Raw genomic sequence first — 17,015 nt, 5'->3', positions numbered from 1 at the left:
CCTCAGGCGAGCGGCGTCAGCGGACGGCCGTCATAGGCAAAGGGGCTGTCGAACTCGGCGAGCGTCGGCTGCACCTTGTCCTTCGCGCTCAGTTCGGGCGTGATGCCGGCGGGAAGCGGCCAGTCGATTCCGACGCTGTCCCAGCGGATCCCGCCATCATGCGCGGGGGCATAGGTGTCCGAGCATTTATAGGTGACCTCGCAATCGGGCTCGAGCGTGACGAAGCCGTGCGCGAAACCGATCGGAATGAAGAGCTGGTGGCCGTTCTCGGCGCTGAGTTCGGCACCGACCCACTGGCCGTAGGTCGGCGAGCCGGCGCGGACGTCGACCGCGACGTCGTAGATCCGCCCGCGGACGCAGCGCACCAGCTTGTCCTGGCCGCGCGGCGGGGTCTGGAAATGCAGCCCACGCAGCGTGAACGCCGGAGCAGACAGCGAGTGATTATCCTGTACGAACGTGCAGTCGATGCCAAGCGCGGCGAACGCGGGCACCGAATAGACCTCGGTGAACCAGCCGCGCGCGTCGCCGAAGCGGCGCGGGCGGATCAATTCGACCGCCGAGCAAATTGGCTCACTCATTGGAGGTGTCGACCCACATAGCCATCCCGAATTCGTTACACGAGAAGTGCCTGTACATGGCCATGGCTAAACCGTAAATATGCGTTATCGATGTCAAAACCGGACATCAAACTCGACGCGCCCGAGGGGCAAAGATGAACAAAGATAACGAGACAGTCGACACGCCAACGGTAGCCGTCGTCTTCGTGACTTACGGCGATCGCCTTTCACTAATTCAGGCGACAACTCAAAAGGTGCTATCGTTCAAGAGCGTGGCTGCCGTTATTATTGTTGATAACGGCAGCAGCACCGCACTTGACCTCGACCACTTTGCGGGCGACGAGCGAGTAAAGATTACCCGATCGGCAAGGAATCTTGGCTCGGCCGCCGGATTTCGCCTTGGGATCGAGCAGGCCGGCAACGAGAATGGCATTGATTATGTTGCCATTCTGGACGACGATAATCTCGTCAGCGACAACTACTTTGACGCCTTGATCGAGTTGCATCGCGAATTGGGCGGCAGTGACAAGGTGGCGTTCTGCGCCGTAAGAAGCGACCGCGAGCAATATATGCGGTTGCTATCCGACGCGCGCAAGGTGCACCACGTGCCCGGCTCGTTCATGGGGTTCGACGTGCCTTCGCTAGTCAAACGTGGGCTGGCGAAACTGGCACGGCGACGAGACCCGGCAGCGCAGGTAAGGCTACGCATAATAGATCGCGCGCCTTATGGAGGCCTGTTCCTGCCAGCGGCCTGCATAAGCGATGCCGGACTGCCACGCACTGACTTCGTACTTTATGGCGACGACCACGAATATACAAGGCGACTGAGTCAGAATGGCGTGCAGATCTACCTGACCGACATCGTCTCCATCTCCGATATCGATCAATCGTGGGTGACCGTCAAGAACTCGGGCTCGCGGTGGATCGATACGTCGGCACCTCGCTGGAGGATTTACTATGCTGCGAGAAATCAGCATTATATTGAGCTGACCGAGCCAAAGGCAAAGTTTGCGCTCAAGCTGAACAAATCTGTCCTGCTCGCGCGCCTTTATGCAGAAGCGCTGATAAAACATCGGAGCCTCGCTGCGGCAAATGTGGCGCTGGCGCCTTTCAGGGCCGCGATACGTGACGCCTCGATCGGGCGCCTCGGAACCAGTCCGGAATATCCCCTCCCTATGTTGCAGGACGCGGATGATGAGCGCGGCAGCCAGGCGTAGCTGCTGTTCGACGAAATTTTCATCAATGGCTATGAGCGAAGGCGAGTTGTCGCCGCTGTGACCAGCGATTGTCGTTGTTGATCTTGAAGGCGGCGACGGGCTCGTTCGATAGCGATGCTGTCGGCGTGTCCCGCCACACTTCACGAGGCCGGGCTGGCCGACGATATCGCAGAATGGCTTGATTGCTGATCGTGGCCGCTGCGGCGCGGCCTGATCGGCCATCGTCAGGCGGTCAGCAAAACACCCGCGCAGCGACACGGGCCGTCGGCCGTTGGTTGCGCCGGAGCGCGCTCCTTCAGGACTCACTCGACATTCGCCGGCGGCGGCGACGGCCGTCACCGCCGCCGCGTGCGGCGACAGGCCGCCGATCGAAGGATCGCGATGCCGGAGCTTGCGTCAGCCGGACGATTGCTTGAGCCACCTGCGACTGGTGCTGAGCGGGCGGTTGAACTCCCAGGAGAAGAACAGCGCGACGAACAGCGTCGCCAGCGTCTTGATCCCGAAAATATTCCAGAGATAGCCCGTGGAGTAGGTCGCGTAGAACGACGACATCACGCGACCGTACAGGACGGCCGCGATCCAGTTGGAGTGCGCGAACGATGACGCCAGCATTCTCATGAGCACGGCATGGTACAGCGCGATCAGCGAGGAGATGATCAGGAGGCCAACGATCCCGGTCGTCATCAACAGATAGGGATATAGCGAGCCGATGAAGCCACCGCCGCCCTCCATCGTCCACCCGAGAAGCCGGGACGCGGTAAATGGCTGCATGACGTAATACAGGCCGAAGCGGGTCCCGACCTTCGTCGCGCTCTGCTCGCCGGGCTTCATCCAGGTGGAGATGTCGGCATAAAGCGCCCGGTCGTCGAAATTCGTCGCCGAAAGCGAGCGATTGTCGGTCACGTACCAGAGTTGCCCTTGGAGCGCGACGCGCTGCCCGTAACGCTGGGCCGCGGCGTCGAAATTCGTCAAGGCGCCATAAGCGATGAGCACCGCAGGTATGGTGATCACGACGATCGCGCCGGAGACGCCGGCGATGATGTTGATCGGGATCTTCCGATCGTTGGCGATATGCACCAGCCCTGCCGGAATGCCGAAGATGCTGAGGATCAGCAGAATCGATCCGAACTTCTCGCCGAAGATGATCGAGAGCGAAAGAAGCCACAGCAGCAGCAGGCCGCTCCGCAGCCGATACGACGGCAGGGAGAAGAGCGCACCGACGAAGGGGACGAGCACCAGTCGGTTCGTCATCCAGGCGCTGTAGATCGGCGAATCGACCTGCTCGAGATAGGAGAACCGGTCGATCGTCGAGAAGAGCGGGAAGCCGTTGTTGATCCCCAACCTGATCAGGTACAATGATGCTGCCAGCATCACGATCAACAGGCCACGCCAGATGAGCGGCGCCTGCTTCTCCCAGCGTTCCGGCGCGTCCCGGAACAGGACACGCAGCCTCGGCCACATCGCCTCGACCGCGGCCGTCGCGGTGAGCATGTAGAGGATATAGATCAGCAGCAACCGGGTGAAAGCACCCGTCGCGTGCCCGTAGGTCGTGGTCTCGACCATGTAGGCGCCGCTTTCGATCGCGGCGCCCGAGATGAATTCCGTCACCCTGTTCGCCAGAAGCGGGATGAAGAGCAGGAACGTGGCCGGCGACGTGCGAAGAAGCCCGAGCAGCAGCGACAGATAGATTGCGAGCGCGGCATAGGCCCATGCCGCCGAGGGCAGCGCCTCGGCGCCGACGGCAGCGGCTGCTGCCAGAAGGAAATGCAGAGCGAACATGCCCACGAAGCCGCGCGCCCGCTGCCCATAGGGGGCCATGCGTACCCGCTGCGTATCCGCCTGACCGGTCGCTGTCTGGCGCCGGACGCCGACTAATGGCATAATCAGGTTCCTCGGACGTGAATGTCGATGACGGTGCATGATAGTGCGGCGTTCAACATGTCAACCGCCAGAGCGACCGGTGACCGGCCTGCCCGGACCTGCGACCCCGCCACATCACCTCGCGAGCCGAAACCCTGAGCGGCGCGAGCCGAGCTCCCGGATGCGGGTTGCGCGCCAACGCGTTCGTGACACGACAGTCGGGGGCGGCGGTGCTTGCCTGTGGCTCGCCAACGAGCGCGTTTTCGGCCCGGCTTGCCACCCTGCCCTGGCGACATCCATTAAAAGTTCTTCATGCGGCGACTATCAACAGGCGCGGGACGTTGCGACGATGACAAATACTCGCATGATCAGCCACCGGAATTGTAAATGTTACGCATGATGAAATTTCCGGGACGCCGGCGCAACAACTTGACGACGCACCTTTTAGCGGGCACCTGCCCGCGCCATTCCGACCGTAGTGGAAGTCAAGCCCACAAGGAGCAGCCCATGAGTAGCAATGTCGAGCCAGTCGACCGGACGTCAGCCCTTCGCGTCGGACTTCGATCGGCTCTCGTGGTCTTCGCGGCGGCCTGCTCCTGCGCAACCGTGCAGAATTCAACCCCGGCGAGCATGCGCGGAGGCTGGTTCGACATGCTGAAGGCAAGTGGCGGAAGCAGTGCGCGGCCTGCCGGACCAGCGGCCTCTTATACGTGGACCGGAGCAGACAAGCGGAACATCTCTGTTTCCGTTGCAGCGCCCAATGTCGCCGGCCGTCCGACCGAAAGCATCTCACCGGTGTCCGGCGATAACGGGCCGCAAATCGATGCGGCCCTGTCGCGGCTCAAGGCCGCGGGTGGCGGCACGCTCAGGCTGTCGCCGGGTGAGTACGTTCTCGCCGGTGGCCCTCCGGCGCTGGCGCTTTCCGGACTCAAGGATGTCGCGATCGAGGGGCGGGGAGCCACGCTGACCTTTTCGGCATGGGGCGACGGTATCGCCATCCAGAATTGTCAGCGGCTGGCGGTGCGAGGCCTGTCGCTGCGATATGCGAAACCGGCGGTGCTGGCGGCGGTCGTCCGACAAACGGCCCGTGGCAACGAGTTGATGGTAGCGCCTTCCCAGACGACAGCGCTCAACGGCGCCAAGATCTATCAGGTGACCGAATATGACAAAGCGGGGAAAGGCTTCGTTCCGAAGGCCCGCAGACTGCTGCTCGGACGAAATGGCGAAAGTCCCGTCGGCGACGGTGCGCGCGGCTTTACGCTGCCGTCGGGCAAGCTGAATGACTTCGCCGACGGTCGCCCGGTCGAGGTGAAGCTGTCCTACTACAATGGCGCCGCGGTCCGGATCGCGGATCCCGGCGACACGCCCGTTTCCGCGGACATCACCTTCGATGGCCTGACGGTGCAAAATTCGCCCGGCATGGGCATTGCAGTTGATCTCATGGGCAGCGGCCTCGCCGTGCTGAACTCGCAGATCGGCGTTCGATCGCCCACCTCCAACGCGGTGACGGTCGCGTACGACGCGCTCCATGTCACGGCGATGACCGGCAACATTCTCCTGCGCGGGAACCAGTTCACCGCCAGTGGCGACGACGCCATCAACATCAGCAGTCCGATCTATGACGTGTCGCCGGGATCGGATGCGAAGGACGTGACGCTGAAGGCGAAGACCGGGGGCGTGTATCTTGGCGCAACGCTCGCGTTCTTCGATGCCGATCTCCGCTGGCTGGGCAATGACCGGATCGTCAAGAGATCATCACGGAGCCCCGACGCGCAGATCGGCGTCGCTTTCTCCGACACCGTGCCGCAGGGGGCGCGCTATGCCCGGAACGTCGATTTGCTCTCTTCACGATATGCGATCCTGAACAACGAGATCTTCCGCTGCCAATGCCATGGCGTGCTGGCGCAGACTCCCAACGGGATCATCGCGGGCAACCGCTTCACGTCGCTGCGGGCGAACGCGATCAGGCTGGTCGTCAGCGCGTGGTGGCACGAAGGCTCGGCGGTCAGAAACGTCGTCGTCCGCGACAACATCATCACGGATACCGGCGACGATGGCCGGAGGGGTGTCGTCTGGGGCGCGATCACGCTTTACGCCGAATTGGGTGACGATGGCGGACAGGATCAGCCGGCCGTCGCGACGCAGACGGTCAACGACACCGTGCTGATTGCCGACAACACCATCTCGGGCGTCGACCAAGGCTGTATCTCGGTGGCGAGCAGTGCGCACGTCAGGATCACCGGAAACCGCTGTCAGGGATTCAACAGAAGGCTTGATAAAGGCCAGCTGCTCGTCGAGAAGACCGATCCGGTGGCGGGAATCAAGCGCCTGTCGGCCAAGACCAGCTATCTCGGCCAGGGCAACGGCATCTGGATCGATCCCCTGTCGACCTCGAACATCGATCATTCTTCCTGACCCGGTCATCCGCTCCCGGTCGCCACTGCGACCGGGAGCGGATGAAAAGCCCTGTGGGAGGGATCGAGGCAGTCGCGACCCTCGCCGCCGGGACAAGCCCGTCCCCGGCTCGCGACCGCCTGGCCGAGCGTTATGGAAGAAGCAGCGAAGCGTCGCCGTAGGAGTAGAAACGATAATCGTGCTCGATCGCATACGCATAGGCCGCCTGCATCCGGTCGAGCCCCATCAGCGCCGATACCAGCATGAACAACGTCGAGCGCGGCAGATGGAAGTTGGTCATCAGCCCGTCGATGCCGCGAAAGCGGTAACCGGGCGTGATGAAGATCGACGTATCGCCCTCGAACGCCTGGATCCGACCGTCTGCACCGGTGGCGCTCTCGATCAGCCGTAGCGAGGTGGTGCCGACCGCGATTACGCGCCCGCCGCCATCGCGCACCGCGTTGAGCCGCGCGGCAGTGGCGGCGTCGATCCGGCCCCATTCGGCGTGCATCTTGTGGTCGGCGGTGTCCTCGGCCTTGACCGGCAGGAACGTGCCCGCGCCGACGTGGAGGGTCAGCGTGGCGTGCTCGATCCCCGCCGCCGCCAGCGCCTCGATCAGCGCGGGGGTAAAGTGCAGCGCAGCGGTCGGCGCGGCGACCGCGCCCGGCTCGGCCGCGAACATCGTCTGGTAATCCTGCGCATCGCGCGCGTCGGTGTCGCGCTTGCCCGCGATATAGGGCGGCAGCGGCATCCGTCCGGCACGTTCGAGCAGCAGTTCGACCGGCTCCTCGCCCGCGAAAACGAGCGCCCAGCTTCCGTCCTCGGCACGATCGTGTGCAGTGGCGACCACCGCCTGTCCGAAGTCGATCGCATCGCCGTCGCGCAGCCGCCGCGCGTTGCGGACGAACGCGCGCCAGCGCCGCGGCCCCTCACGCTTGTGGAGCGTCGCGCCGATCCTTGCGGATCCACGTGTGCCTTCCAGCTGCGCCGGGATCACGCGCGTGTCGTTGAAGACCAGCAGGTCGCCGGCGCGGAGTTGCGCAGGCAGGTCGGAGACGATGCGGTCGGCCAGCCCCGCGGGCGTGACCACCAGCATCCGCGCCGCGTCGCGCGGGGCGGCGGGCCGCAGCGCGATCCGCTCCGCCGGGAGCGTGAAGTCGAACAGATCGACGTTCATTGTTTCAGCGGACGGGGCGTCAGCGGCGGGTAGCGGACTTCTTCGGCGCGGGCTTCGCCGCCGACGTGGTGCCGGGCAGCGTCGGCAGCGTCGTCGGCAGCGTCGGCGCAACCGCGGCAGGCAGCGGCTGGTACGCCGGGGGATTGTCCGACGCGATATAGGCGTGGACGATCCGCGAGGGGTTCTGCGGCGGCTCGCCCTTCTCGATCGCGTCGACATAATTCATGCCGGTCAGCACGCGGCCGAACACGGTGTATTTCTTGTCGAGCTGGAAACGCGGCTGCAGCACGATGTAGAACTGGCTGTTGGCGCTGTCTTCCTTGTCGGCGCGCGCCGCCGCCACCGCGCCGCGGACGTGCGGCAGATAGTTGAACTCGGCGGGCAGGTCGGGGAGCGTGCTGCCGCCGGTGCCGTCACCCTTGGGATCGCCGCCCTGCGCCATGAACCCGTCGATGACACGGTGGAAGAGCAGCCCGTCGTAGAAATGCTGGCGGGTCAGCGTCTTGATCCGGTCGACCATCTTCGGCGCGACATCGGGACGCAGCGCCACCTCGACCCGGCCGCCGGTCGAGAGATCGAGCACCCAGATATTGGTCTTGTCGGTCAGCGGCGGCGCGGGCAGCCGGTCCTGCGCGGCGGCGGGGCTGACGACGGACACGGTCGCGGCGAGCGCGGCGGCGAAAAGGGCGAACGGGCGCATCGGGTCTTTCGGATCGGATCAGTGGGTTCAATGCCGCCCTAGACCAGAAACGCGCTTGCGCCAAACTGAACGCATGGCAGCGTTGGGACGGGAAGATCCTGAATCGTCATTCCCGCGAAGGCCCCTACACATCGTCATTCCCGCGCAGGCGGGAATCCAGAACCTCTGTCGATTCGACTCCTGCGAAGACCTGCGCGTCTGGATCCCCGCCTTCGCGGGAATGACGATGGGCGAGAAGCGAACTCAGCTTCCCCGCCGGCCGTCGCGCTCCACCCGCGCCACCACCTCGGCGCACACCGCGGCGCTGACGAACTTGCCGATATGCCCGCCGAAGATCGCGATCTCCTTGACCAGCCGCGACGCGATCGGTTGCAGGCAGACGTCGGCCATCAGGAAGACCGTCTCGATCCGGTCGTTCAACTGCTGGTTCATGCCCGCCATCTGATATTCGTATTCGAAGTCGGCGACCGCGCGCAGGCCGCGGACGATCATCGTCGCGCGCTCACGCTCGGCGAAGTCCATGAGCAGCGAATCGAACGAGACGACGCGGATGTCGCCGCCGATGTCGGCGACCTCGCGCTCGACCATCGCCATCCGCTCGTCGAGCGAGAACATCGGCGACTTGCCGGGATTGGTGGTGACGCCGACCACCAGCCGGTCGACCAGCTTCGCGCCGCGCCGGATGATGTCCATATGCCCCAGCGTGATCGGGTCGAAGGTGCCGGGGTAGACGCCGATACGCATGGGAGAAGCCTTCCGGTCAGCCGCGACGATCGATGACGAAGCGGGCGATCGCGCGGAGCAATTCGGCCTCTTCGCCATAGCTGCGCAGGTGGTCGATCGCCTGATCGACCAGCATCCGCGACTGCTGGCGCGCACGGTCGACGCCGAGCAGCGAGACGAACGTCTCCTTGCCCTGTTCGCCGTCCTTGCGCAGCTTCTTGCCGGCCAGTTGCTCGTCGCCCTCGACATCGAGCAGGTCGTCGACGATCTGGAAGGCGAGCCCGAGGTCGTGCGCATAGCCGCGCAGGTGGCGCCGGCCCTCCGGCGGAATGCGACCGAGGATCGCCCCGCCCTCGACCGCCGCGCCGATCAGCGCACCGGTCTTCATCTGCTGGAGCCGGGTGACGGTATTCAGGTCGAAGCGCGTGCCGTCGGCCTTCAGGTCCATCGCCTGCCCGCCCGCCATGCCCGATGGGCCGGAGGCGCGCGCGAGGTCGGCGATCAGCTCGGCGCGGACGAACGGATCGGCGTGCGTCGCCGGATCGGCGAGCACCTCGAACGCCAGCGCGTGCAGGCAGTCGCCGGCGAGGATCGCGGTCGCCTCGTCGAACGCCTTGTGGACGGTCGCCTTGCCGTGGCGCAAATCGTCGTCGTCCATCGCGGGCAGATCGTCGTGGATCAGCGAATAGACGTGGATCGCCTCCAGCGCGACCGCGACGCGCGCCGCGGCATCGCGCGCGACGTCGAACAGCCGCGCGGTCGCAAAGACGAGCAACGGGCGCAGCCGCTTGCCGCCACCGATCGTGGCGTGGCGCATCGCGCGGTACAGGTCCGCGCGCGGATCGTTCGGGATCGGCAGCAGCGCGTCGAAGCGCCGGTCCATCTCCGCCGACACTTCCCTGAGCGCCGCTTTCAGCTGCGGCGAGGCATTGGCGGCGACGCTCATCCGGCGGCGAACGGCTCGACCGCAACGGGGCGCCCGTCGGCGCCGGTACGGATCGCCTCGATCCGTGCCTGGGCGGCATCCAGCCGATCGGCGCAGCGTTGCCGCAATACGCTGCCGCGCTCGTAGAGGCGGATCGCCTCCTCCAGCGGGGTATCCCCGGATTCAAGCCGCGCGACGATCTCCTCGAGTTCGCGCAGGCCGGCTTCGAAGGACAGCGTCTCGGTCGAATTCTCCATGCCCGGGCTATGCGCTGTGCAAGCGCGACGGGTCAAGGAGATGCCGCAGGTCAGGCCGCGCGGCGCTGCATCCCGCCGAGTACGTCGCGTGCGGCGCGCTGCGCGGTCGCGATCTCGCGCGCGGTCATGTCCTCGGCGATGTCCGAGCGCGCCGCGGCGGCGGCATCGTTGCCCCAGGCGGCCGACAGGTTGAACCACTTGTGGGCCTCGATCAGGTCGAGCGCCGCACCCATGGTGCCGGTCGAATAAGCGACACCAAGGTCGTAGGCGGCATCGGTATCGCCGCGGGTTGCTTCGTTGATGCGGCGCGCCAGCAGCGCGGTATCGAAATCGGTTACCATCGGATCACCCCTCAATCCTTCAATGTGATGAGAGGTTTGCACTGATTCGGCTCACCAAATGGTTAAAGCGGCGATCATCTAAGTCGCTGACATACAAAGATTGTGCGGATCAGCCGACGTCGACGGCCAGATTGTCGATCAGGCGCGTGTTGCCGAGCCGCGCGGCGGCGAGCAATTGCCGGCGTCGGCCGGGGGCGGGATCGCTTTCCAGCGTCTCGGCATCGACCAGCGCGACGTAGTCGACCGTAAACCCGGCCGCGGCCAGCGCCGCCTGCGCATCCGCCACCGCCTTGGCGGGATCACCGCCGCCGAGCACCGCCCGCGCCGCGACCCCCAGCGCGCGCGGCAGCGCGACCGCCTTCTGGCGCTCATCGGGGAGCAGATAGACGTTGCGCGATGACAGCGCGAGCCCGTCGTCCTCGCGCTGGGTGGGGACGCCGGTGATGTCGATGTCGAAATCGAGATCGGCGACCATCCGGCGGATCACCGCCAGCTGCTGGAAATCCTTTTCGCCGAAATAGGCGCGAGTCGGGCGGACCTGGTTGAACAGCTTGGCGACGACAGTGGCGACTCCGTCGAAATGCCCCGGGCGCGCCGCGCCGTCCCAGCCTTCGCTGACCCCCGACACCGAGACGTTGGTGGCAAAGCCGGCCGGGTACATCTGCTCGACCGGTGGCAGCCACAGCAGATCGCAGCCCGCATCGGCGAGCATCGCGATGTCGCTGACCTCCTTGCGGGGGTAGCGCGACAGATCCTCGTTGGCGCCGAACTGCCTGGGATTGACGAAGATCGAGGCGACGACGAGCGCGCCGGGACGACGCGCGGCCTCGACCAGCGCGATGTGGCCGGCATGGAGCGCGCCCATCGTCGGCACCAGCGCCACCTCACGCCCGCCTGCCCGCGCTTCCGCCAGCGCGGCGCGCAGGCCGGCGAGATCACGATACACTTCCACCCGTTACCCCTCGAAACTCGCGGTCGGGGGTTCTATGGTCGCGACAGGACGCAATCAATCGAGGATGCGACGAATTGTCCGAAACGGGGACGGAAGCGCCACACGATCGCACGCAAGTGCCACGCACGCATGTGATCGTGTTCGCCAACGAAAAGGGTGGAACGGGCAAGTCGACGACGGCGGTTCACGTCGCGATCGGCCTGGCGTCGAAGGGCGCGCGCGTCGCGTGCATCGACCTCGATCATCGCCAGCGCACGCTGGGGCGCTATCTCGACAATCGCGCCGCAACCGTGACGCGCGCGGCGATCGATCTGGTGGTGCCGGTCCATGCCACCGGCGACGGACGCGCCGACGGGGTATTCCCGTCGCTGTATCGCGACTTCACCGATGGCTATGACTTCCTCGTCATCGACACGCCGGGGCGCGACGACCCGGCCGCGCGGATCGCCGCGGCGCTCGCCGATACGCTGGTGACGCCGATGAACGACAGTTTCGTCGATTTCGACCTGATCGGGCAGGTCGATCCCGAGACCTACAAGGTGGTGCGCCCCAGTTTCTATTCGGAACTGATCTGGGACGCGCGCAAGGCCCGCGCGCGGGAGGACGGAACGACGATCGACTGGGTCGTGCTGCGCAACCGCCTGCAATATCTGGAGGCGCGCAACATGCGCCGCGTGTCGGAGGCGCTGGACCAACTGGCGCGGCGCGTCGGCTTCCGCATCATCCCGGGGCTGGGCGAGCGCGTGATCTATCGCGAACTGTTCCCCAAGGGGCTGACCCTGCTCGACGCCAAGGAGTTCGGCGGCATGGGGCTGAGCCATGTCGCCGCGCGGCAGGAGCTGCGCGAGATGATGGCGGCGCTGGCGCTGCCTGACGTCGGCGCGACGCAGGCCGCCTGACGATGCTGATGAAATGGATCGTCGCGGCGCTGATCGTGTGGGGCGTGTGGGTGCTGCTGCGCAAGCCGGCGAAGAAGCGCCCGTCCCCGCTCGGCGAGGCGCGGCGGGTGCTGGGGGTCGACGCGCGCGCCGATGCGGGCGAGATCCGCGCCGCGCACCGCCGGCTGATGAGCGAGCTGCACCCCGATCGCGGTGGCTCCGAACAGCGTGCGCGGCGCGTCAATGCCGCGCGCGACACGCTGCTGGCGTCGCTGAAGGACGCGCGATGACTCACCGGCTCTCGCCCGAGATCCTGCGCGCCTATGACATACGCGGCCGCGTCGGCGACACGCTGACCGAGGCGGATGCCTGGGCAGTCGGGCGCGGCTTCGCGACGCGCATCCGCCGCGCGGGCGGGACGCGCGTCGCCGTCGGCTATGACGGGCGGACGCATTCGCCGATGCTGGAGGCGGCGCTGGTCGCGGGGCTCACCGCCGCGGGCGTCGACGTGGTCCGGGTCGGCCTTGGACCGTCGCCGATGCTCTATTACGCTGCCGCGACGCTAGAGGTGGATGGCGGCGTACAGGTAACGGGCAGCCATAATCCCCGCGAGGACAATGGCTTCAAGTTGGTGATGCAGGGGAACAGCTTCTGCGGCGCGGACGTGCGCGACCTCGCGCGGCTCGCCGAGACGGGCGACTGGGAGGTCGGCGCGGGCACCGTTACCAACGCCGACATCCTCGACCTTTACGTCGGCCGGCTGCTCGCCGGCTATGCGGGCGGAACGTACCGGATCGGCTGGGATGCCGGGAACGGCGCGGCCGGACCGGCGATCCGCGCGCTCACCGCGCAGCTTCCGGGCGAACATCATCTGCTGTTCTGCGACATTGACGGCACCTTCCCCAACCACCATCCCGATCCGACGGTGGAAGCAAATCTGGCGCACCTGCAGGCGCTGGTCGCGGAGAAGAAGCTCGATTTCGGACTGGCTTTCGACGGCGACGGCGACCGGATCGGCGCCGTCGACGCGCAGGGGCGCGTCCTGTGGGGGGACGAGATCCTGTCGCTCCTCGTCGCGCCGATCCTCGCCGCGCTGCCGGGCAGCACGATCGTCGCCGACGTGAAATCGAGCGACGCGCTGTTCGAGCGGATCACCGATCTTGGCGGCACACCGGTGATGTGGCGAACCGGGCACAGCGAGATCAAGACGAAGATGAAGGCGCTGGGCGCACCGCTGGCCGGCGAACTGTCCGGGCATATCTTCTTCGCGCACGGCTATTACGGGTTCGACGACGCGCTCTACGCCGCGGTGCGGCTGATCCATGCGGTGCATCTGTCGGGGCGGACGCTGACCGCGTTGCGCGAGGGCACCTCGGCGCGGGTCGCGACGCCGGAATGGCGCGTGCCGGTCGCCGAGGTGCGCAAGGTCGCGGTGGTCGAAGAGGTCGCGGCGCGACTGGTCGAACAGGGCGCCCGGGTGACGGTCACCGATGGCGTGCGCGTCTCGACCGACGACGGCTGGTGGCTGCTGCGCGCTTCGAACACGCAGGCGGCGCTGACCTTGCGGGCCGAGGGGCGCGATGCCGCGGCGCTCGACCGGCTGGTCGCTGCGATCGACGCGCAGCTGGCGGCGTGCGGCCTGTCGCGCACCGGCTGACGCAGCTTACGCCGGCTGCACCTCCGGCAGCCACGACAGATCGGCGCCGTCGCCGCGATCGTTGCGCCCGGCTGCACGGCGCATCCCGGCCTCGTCGAGGATCGTCACCCGTCCCGCGGTGCGCGCGATCAGGGCCTGGTCTTCCAACTGCCGCAGCATCCGGTTGACGTGGACGGCGGTCAGCCCGATCGCGTCGCCGAGTTCCTCCTGCGTCAGTCCGGGCGCGAAGCTGTTCTCGACCGCCGGATCGCCGCGCCGCATCCGCGCGCGGATTTCCAGCAGCATCCCGGCCACACGTGCGCGGGCCGGCAACTTGGCGACCGCCGCCAGCCGGTCGGCCAGCGATGCGCTCTCGATCTGCTCCAGCGCGGTCAGCGCCAGCGCAAGCCGCGGATGACGCAGCGTCGCCTCGGCCAGGGCGGCACGGTCGATCGGTGCGACCACGCTGTCGGCGGCGGCAACAAGTGTTTGTTGTGCCTTACCATAGACCATCACTTGCGTGCCGAAGAGATCGCCGGGGAAGATCAGCCGCAGGATCTGTCGACCGCCGTCGCCCAGCAACACATAGCCCATCATCATGCCGCTTTTCAGCGCGAAGAGATCGGTGCCGCGTTCGTTCTGGCGCACGAGTGTCGCGCCGCGGCGAAGCGGGCGTTCCCGCTCGGCCAGCCCTGCCAACACGCCGCGCTCGATCGCGGAAAGAGATAGGAAATCGCCGACCCGGTCGGCGAAACTAAGCGCTGGCACGCAATGTTGATCCTCAAGTTCTTCGGATCGTTACGCGGGCGTGGGCATCTGCCGCATTAAAACCGATCAACCGGCGACAGCGTTCGTTCTCTTGGCGCGACGCCACGGGTCCGATAGAGCGTGGCCGATGGACCGTATCATCATCCGCGGCGGCCGCCGCCTGACCGGCAAGCTTCCGATTTCCGGCGCCAAGAACGCCGCTTTGACCCTGATGCCCTGCGCGTTGCTCACCGACGAGCCGCTGACGCTGCGCAACCTTCCGCGGCTCGCCGACGTCGACGGTTTCGGGCATCTGCTCAACCAGTTGGGCGCCTCGACGCGGATCGAGGGCAGCAAGCCCGACGAATTCGGCCGCGTGATGACGATCCGCGCCGGGCAACTGACCTCGACCGAGGCACCCTATGACATCGTGCGCAAGATGCGCGCCTCGATCCTGGTGCTGGGGCCGATCCTCGCCCGCGCCGGGCAGGCGCGCGTCTCGCTGCCGGGCGGGTGCGCGATCGGCAATCGCCCGATCGACCTGCACCTGAAGGCGCTGGAAGCGATCGGCGCAACGCTGGAGATGAGCGCGGGCTTCGTCACCGCAACCGCGCCGGGCGGGCGGCTCTCGGGCGGCAGCTACAGCTTCCCGGTCGTCTCGGTCGGCGCGACCGAGAACGTCATCATGGCGGCGGTGACCGCCAGGGGATCGAGCCGGATCGAGAATGCCGCGCGCGAGCCCGAGATCGTCGACCTGTGCCGCTGTCTGATCGCGATGGGCGCACGGATCGAGGGCGTCGGCACCGGCACGCTGGAGATCGAGGGCGTCGACGAGCTGCACGGCGCCACCTATGCGGTGATGCCCGACCGGATCGAGGCGGGCAGCTATGCCTGCGCGGTCGCGGTGACCGGCGGCGCGGTCGAGCTGACCAACGTCAACCCTGCCGACATGGGTGCAACGCTCGACGCGCTGCGCGAGGCGGGCGTCGGGATCGAGGAGCGGCGCGGGTCGATCATGGTCACGTCCGAAGCGGAGCTGAAGCCGCTGTCGCTGTCGACCGCGCCATACCCCGGCTTCGCGACCGACATGCAGGCGCAGCTTATGGCGATGCTGTGCAAGGCACCGGGCACCAGCACGCTGACCGAGACGATCTTCGAGAATCGCTACATGCACGTGCCCGAGCTGGCGCGGATGGGCGCGGACATCAGCGTGCGCGGGCGCACCGCGGAGGTGACCGGGGTCGACCGGCTGGTCGGCGCGCCGGTGATGGCGACCGACCTGCGCGCGTCGATGAGCCTGATCATCGCCGGGCTGGTGGCGGACGGCGAGACCACCGTCTCGCGCGTCTATCACCTCGATCGCGGCTATGAGCGGCTGGAAGAAAAATTGCAGGCGGTCGGCGCCGATATCGAGCGGGACGGTGGCGGCTGACCCACTTTGGCGGACCCACTTAACGTTTCATCAACCAATTCCGGTCATCGTCGTCGTGGGGCGTTGACGAACGGGCTCGCGACAGGTCCTGTCTTGCCCTGCGCCGGCACGAGTCGCGCGCATGCCCAGAGGTGGGAAACGATGGACGTGATGACCGGCAACGTGCCGCAGCTCGAAACTATCCTGTGGACCGCGCGCAATGCCGGCGCGTCGCTCATCATCTCGCGCGGGCAGGATCCGGCAGCCATTCGCCACATGCTCGATCAGGGGCTGGTCCGTGAGCGACTGGGCCATCTGGTGCTGACGTTCAAGGGCATGGAACTGCGGCGATCCTGCGCGCCGCATTGAGCCGCGATGGCGCGCGCGTTGGGACGCCACCCGTCGGTGCGGCTTCGCACAGCACCGAAAATCCAGGCTGAAACGGTCGTCGCGAAGGGCCCCGGCTGACGGCGAACGAGATGTAATCGCCAGCCACGAATGGCTTGAGGAACGACATGGCAGCGCCGCTCTTTCATCCGCAATTTCCGCCAGCGATCCAGAACGTCATCAACCGCCTTTATACGGAGACGATCGAGCAGGATCCGCGCGTTCGCGACATGGCCTTGGCCGGCGGGATGGCGAACGAGAGTCACAGAGGCTTCTACGCGGCGATGACGGACGCGCGGATGCCGGTCACACCGGAATTCGGCCATCTCCTCTACGTCCTGGCACGCACAACCGGATCGCGCCGGATCATCGAGTTCGGCACGTCATTTGGCGTGTCGACGCTCTTCCTTGCCGCGGCTCTGCGCGACAACGGCGGCGGGCAGATCATCAGCACCGAGCTGTTCCCCGCGAAGGCAGCACGTGCCGAAGCCAATTTGCGGGAGGCCGGTCTGGCCGATCTCGTCGAAATCCGGGTCGGAGATGCGCGCGAGACACTGATGCCGGACGGCGGTGAGCCGATCGACTTGATTCTCCTGGATGCGGCGAAGGATCTCTACCTCGACGTGCTCCGCTTACTGGAGCCGTCGCTGCGGAAGGGCGGCGTGGTGGTCAGCGACCGGGCGGACGCCGATGGTGGCGACGGTGATCGTGCCGCCGCGTATCTCGACTATCTGGCCGACATCGCGAACGGCTATCGCGTGGCGAGCATCGCGACACAGGCGCTTGGCCAGACCTTTTTACACGATGTGGCAATCCACGTCTGCCGCTCGGCCGGCGGCTGAGCGATGCTGCC

At 66.4% G+C, this 17,015-nt stretch carries 18 protein-coding genes; 8 read left to right on the top strand and 10 right to left on the bottom strand.

Annotated features, from left to right (window positions below; genetic code table 11):
* Positions 1-2: 2 nt before the first annotated feature.
* A complete protein-coding gene (rfbC, locus tag BACI71_RS15280) occupies positions 3-578 on the bottom strand; it encodes a dTDP-4-dehydrorhamnose 3,5-epimerase (protein WP_159760047.1) in 576 nt (191 codons plus the stop codon).
* A gap of 134 nt (positions 579-712) precedes the next feature.
* Here rfbC and BACI71_RS15275 point away from each other — a divergent pair, with 134 nt between their 5' ends.
* Positions 713-1,774, top strand: a complete 1,062-nt coding sequence (locus BACI71_RS15275) for a glycosyltransferase (RefSeq protein WP_159760045.1) — start codon at positions 713-715, stop codon at positions 1,772-1,774.
* Between the two features lie 396 nt (positions 1,775-2,170).
* Here BACI71_RS15275 and BACI71_RS15270 read toward each other — a convergent pair whose 3' ends face one another.
* Positions 2,171-3,655, bottom strand: coding sequence for a DUF6418 domain-containing protein (locus BACI71_RS15270; RefSeq protein WP_159760043.1), 1,485 nt, complete (start codon positions 3,653-3,655; stop codon positions 2,171-2,173).
* Positions 3,656-4,021: 366 nt separating this feature from the next.
* Between BACI71_RS15270 and BACI71_RS15265 the strand changes: the two genes are divergently transcribed.
* On the top strand, positions 4,022-6,049 hold the full coding sequence (locus BACI71_RS15265) for a right-handed parallel beta-helix repeat-containing protein (RefSeq protein ID WP_236553004.1): 2,028 nt from the start codon (positions 4,022-4,024) through the stop codon (positions 6,047-6,049).
* Positions 6,050-6,179: 130 nt separating this feature from the next.
* On the opposite strand, the gene queA is transcribed toward BACI71_RS15265, so the two are convergent.
* The 7 genes from queA to panC all read right to left on the bottom strand — a co-directional run bounded on the left by queA (position 6,180) and on the right by panC (position 11,103).
* Positions 6,180-7,205: a tRNA preQ1(34) S-adenosylmethionine ribosyltransferase-isomerase QueA gene (gene queA, locus BACI71_RS15260; RefSeq protein WP_159760039.1), complete on the bottom strand. Its 1,026-nt coding sequence runs from the start codon at positions 7,203-7,205 to the stop codon at positions 6,180-6,182.
* A gap of 19 nt (positions 7,206-7,224) precedes the next feature.
* A complete protein-coding gene (locus BACI71_RS15255) occupies positions 7,225-7,905 on the bottom strand; it encodes a peptidylprolyl isomerase (RefSeq protein WP_159760037.1) in 681 nt (226 codons plus the stop codon).
* A gap of 243 nt (positions 7,906-8,148) precedes the next feature.
* A complete protein-coding gene (gene coaD, locus BACI71_RS15250; protein WP_159760035.1) occupies positions 8,149-8,649 on the bottom strand; it encodes a pantetheine-phosphate adenylyltransferase in 501 nt (166 codons plus the stop codon).
* A gap of 16 nt (positions 8,650-8,665) precedes the next feature.
* Positions 8,666-9,574 carry a polyprenyl synthetase family protein gene (locus tag BACI71_RS15245; protein WP_159760033.1) on the bottom strand — a complete coding sequence of 303 codons (909 nt, stop codon included), beginning with the start codon at positions 9,572-9,574 and terminating at the stop codon, positions 8,666-8,668.
* Entirely contained in the window at positions 9,571-9,810 is a 240-nt protein-coding gene (locus BACI71_RS15240) for an exodeoxyribonuclease VII small subunit (RefSeq protein WP_159760031.1), read from the bottom strand. Before BACI71_RS15240 ends, BACI71_RS15245 begins: the two co-directional genes overlap by 4 nt.
* Before the next feature lie 50 nt (positions 9,811-9,860).
* Entirely contained in the window at positions 9,861-10,151 is a 291-nt protein-coding gene (locus BACI71_RS15235) for a hypothetical protein (RefSeq protein ID WP_159760029.1), read from the bottom strand.
* A 109-nt stretch (positions 10,152-10,260) separates the two neighbouring features.
* The gene (panC, locus tag BACI71_RS15230) at positions 10,261-11,103 is read right to left on the bottom strand and encodes a pantoate--beta-alanine ligase (protein ID WP_159760027.1); all 843 of its coding nucleotides are present in this window, start codon (positions 11,101-11,103) and stop codon (positions 10,261-10,263) included.
* Between the two features lie 116 nt (positions 11,104-11,219).
* Between panC and BACI71_RS15225 the strand changes: the two genes are divergently transcribed.
* From BACI71_RS15225 to pgmG, 3 genes are read left to right on the top strand one after another with little or no spacing between them, the layout of a single operon-like run.
* Complete coding sequence (locus BACI71_RS15225) at positions 11,220-12,002, top strand: division plane positioning ATPase MipZ (RefSeq protein ID WP_159760025.1); 783 nt, start codon at positions 11,220-11,222, stop codon at positions 12,000-12,002.
* Between the two features lie 2 nt (positions 12,003-12,004).
* Positions 12,005-12,271 carry a J domain-containing protein gene (locus BACI71_RS15220; protein WP_328804056.1) on the top strand — a complete coding sequence of 89 codons (267 nt, stop codon included), beginning with the start codon at positions 12,005-12,007 and terminating at the stop codon, positions 12,269-12,271.
* The gene (gene pgmG / locus BACI71_RS15215) at positions 12,268-13,638 is read left to right on the top strand and encodes a phosphoglucomutase/phosphomannomutase PgmG (protein ID WP_159760023.1); all 1,371 of its coding nucleotides are present in this window, start codon (positions 12,268-12,270) and stop codon (positions 13,636-13,638) included. Before BACI71_RS15220 ends, pgmG begins: the two co-directional genes overlap by 4 nt.
* Positions 13,639-13,644: 6 nt before the next feature.
* On the opposite strand, the gene BACI71_RS15210 is transcribed toward pgmG, so the two are convergent.
* Positions 13,645-14,385, bottom strand: coding sequence for a Crp/Fnr family transcriptional regulator (locus tag BACI71_RS15210; protein WP_159760021.1), 741 nt, complete (start codon positions 14,383-14,385; stop codon positions 13,645-13,647).
* Positions 14,386-14,512: 127 nt separating this feature from the next.
* Between BACI71_RS15210 and murA the strand changes: the two genes are divergently transcribed.
* From murA to BACI71_RS15195, 3 genes are all read left to right on the top strand, one after another.
* Positions 14,513-15,796: a UDP-N-acetylglucosamine 1-carboxyvinyltransferase gene (gene murA / locus BACI71_RS15205; RefSeq protein ID WP_159760019.1), complete on the top strand. Its 1,284-nt coding sequence runs from the start codon at positions 14,513-14,515 to the stop codon at positions 15,794-15,796.
* A gap of 150 nt (positions 15,797-15,946) precedes the next feature.
* Positions 15,947-16,144 carry a hypothetical protein gene (locus BACI71_RS15200; RefSeq protein WP_236553003.1) on the top strand — a complete coding sequence of 66 codons (198 nt, stop codon included), beginning with the start codon at positions 15,947-15,949 and terminating at the stop codon, positions 16,142-16,144.
* A gap of 146 nt (positions 16,145-16,290) precedes the next feature.
* Complete coding sequence (locus BACI71_RS15195; RefSeq protein ID WP_159760015.1) at positions 16,291-17,004, top strand: O-methyltransferase; 714 nt, start codon at positions 16,291-16,293, stop codon at positions 17,002-17,004.
* Positions 17,005-17,015 lie beyond the last annotated feature (11 nt).

The sequence above is a fragment of the Sphingomonas sp. 8AM genome (assembly GCF_902506455.1).
Lineage (GTDB): Bacteria > Pseudomonadota > Alphaproteobacteria > Sphingomonadales > Sphingomonadaceae > Sphingomonas.
Note: the sequence above shows the minus strand (reverse complement) of the source record. Positions and strands in the feature narration are given on the sequence as shown.

Coding starts and splice junctions, on each gene's coding strand:
- rfbC (WP_159760047.1), bottom strand. CDS start 578: ATGAGTGAGCCAATTTGCTCGGCGGTCGAATTGATCCGCCCGCGCCGC.
- BACI71_RS15275 (WP_159760045.1), top strand. CDS start 713: ATGAACAAAGATAACGAGACAGTCGACACGCCAACGGTAGCCGTCGTC.
- BACI71_RS15270 (WP_159760043.1), bottom strand. CDS start 3,655: ATGCCATTAGTCGGCGTCCGGCGCCAGACAGCGACCGGTCAGGCGGAT.
- BACI71_RS15265 (WP_236553004.1), top strand. CDS start 4,022: ATGTTACGCATGATGAAATTTCCGGGACGCCGGCGCAACAACTTGACG.
- queA (WP_159760039.1), bottom strand. CDS start 7,205: ATGAACGTCGATCTGTTCGACTTCACGCTCCCGGCGGAGCGGATCGCG.
- BACI71_RS15255 (WP_159760037.1), bottom strand. CDS start 7,905: ATGCGCCCGTTCGCCCTTTTCGCCGCCGCGCTCGCCGCGACCGTGTCC.
- coaD (WP_159760035.1), bottom strand. CDS start 8,649: ATGCGTATCGGCGTCTACCCCGGCACCTTCGACCCGATCACGCTGGGG.
- BACI71_RS15245 (WP_159760033.1), bottom strand. CDS start 9,574: ATGAGCGTCGCCGCCAATGCCTCGCCGCAGCTGAAAGCGGCGCTCAGG.
- BACI71_RS15240 (WP_159760031.1), bottom strand. CDS start 9,810: ATGGAGAATTCGACCGAGACGCTGTCCTTCGAAGCCGGCCTGCGCGAA.
- BACI71_RS15235 (WP_159760029.1), bottom strand. CDS start 10,151: ATGGTAACCGATTTCGATACCGCGCTGCTGGCGCGCCGCATCAACGAA.
- BACI71_RS15220 (WP_328804056.1), top strand. CDS start 12,005: ATGCTGATGAAATGGATCGTCGCGGCGCTGATCGTGTGGGGCGTGTGG.
- pgmG (WP_159760023.1), top strand. CDS start 12,268: ATGACTCACCGGCTCTCGCCCGAGATCCTGCGCGCCTATGACATACGC.
- murA (WP_159760019.1), top strand. CDS start 14,513: ATGGACCGTATCATCATCCGCGGCGGCCGCCGCCTGACCGGCAAGCTT.
- BACI71_RS15200 (WP_236553003.1), top strand. CDS start 15,947: ATGACCGGCAACGTGCCGCAGCTCGAAACTATCCTGTGGACCGCGCGC.
- BACI71_RS15195 (WP_159760015.1), top strand. CDS start 16,291: ATGGCAGCGCCGCTCTTTCATCCGCAATTTCCGCCAGCGATCCAGAAC.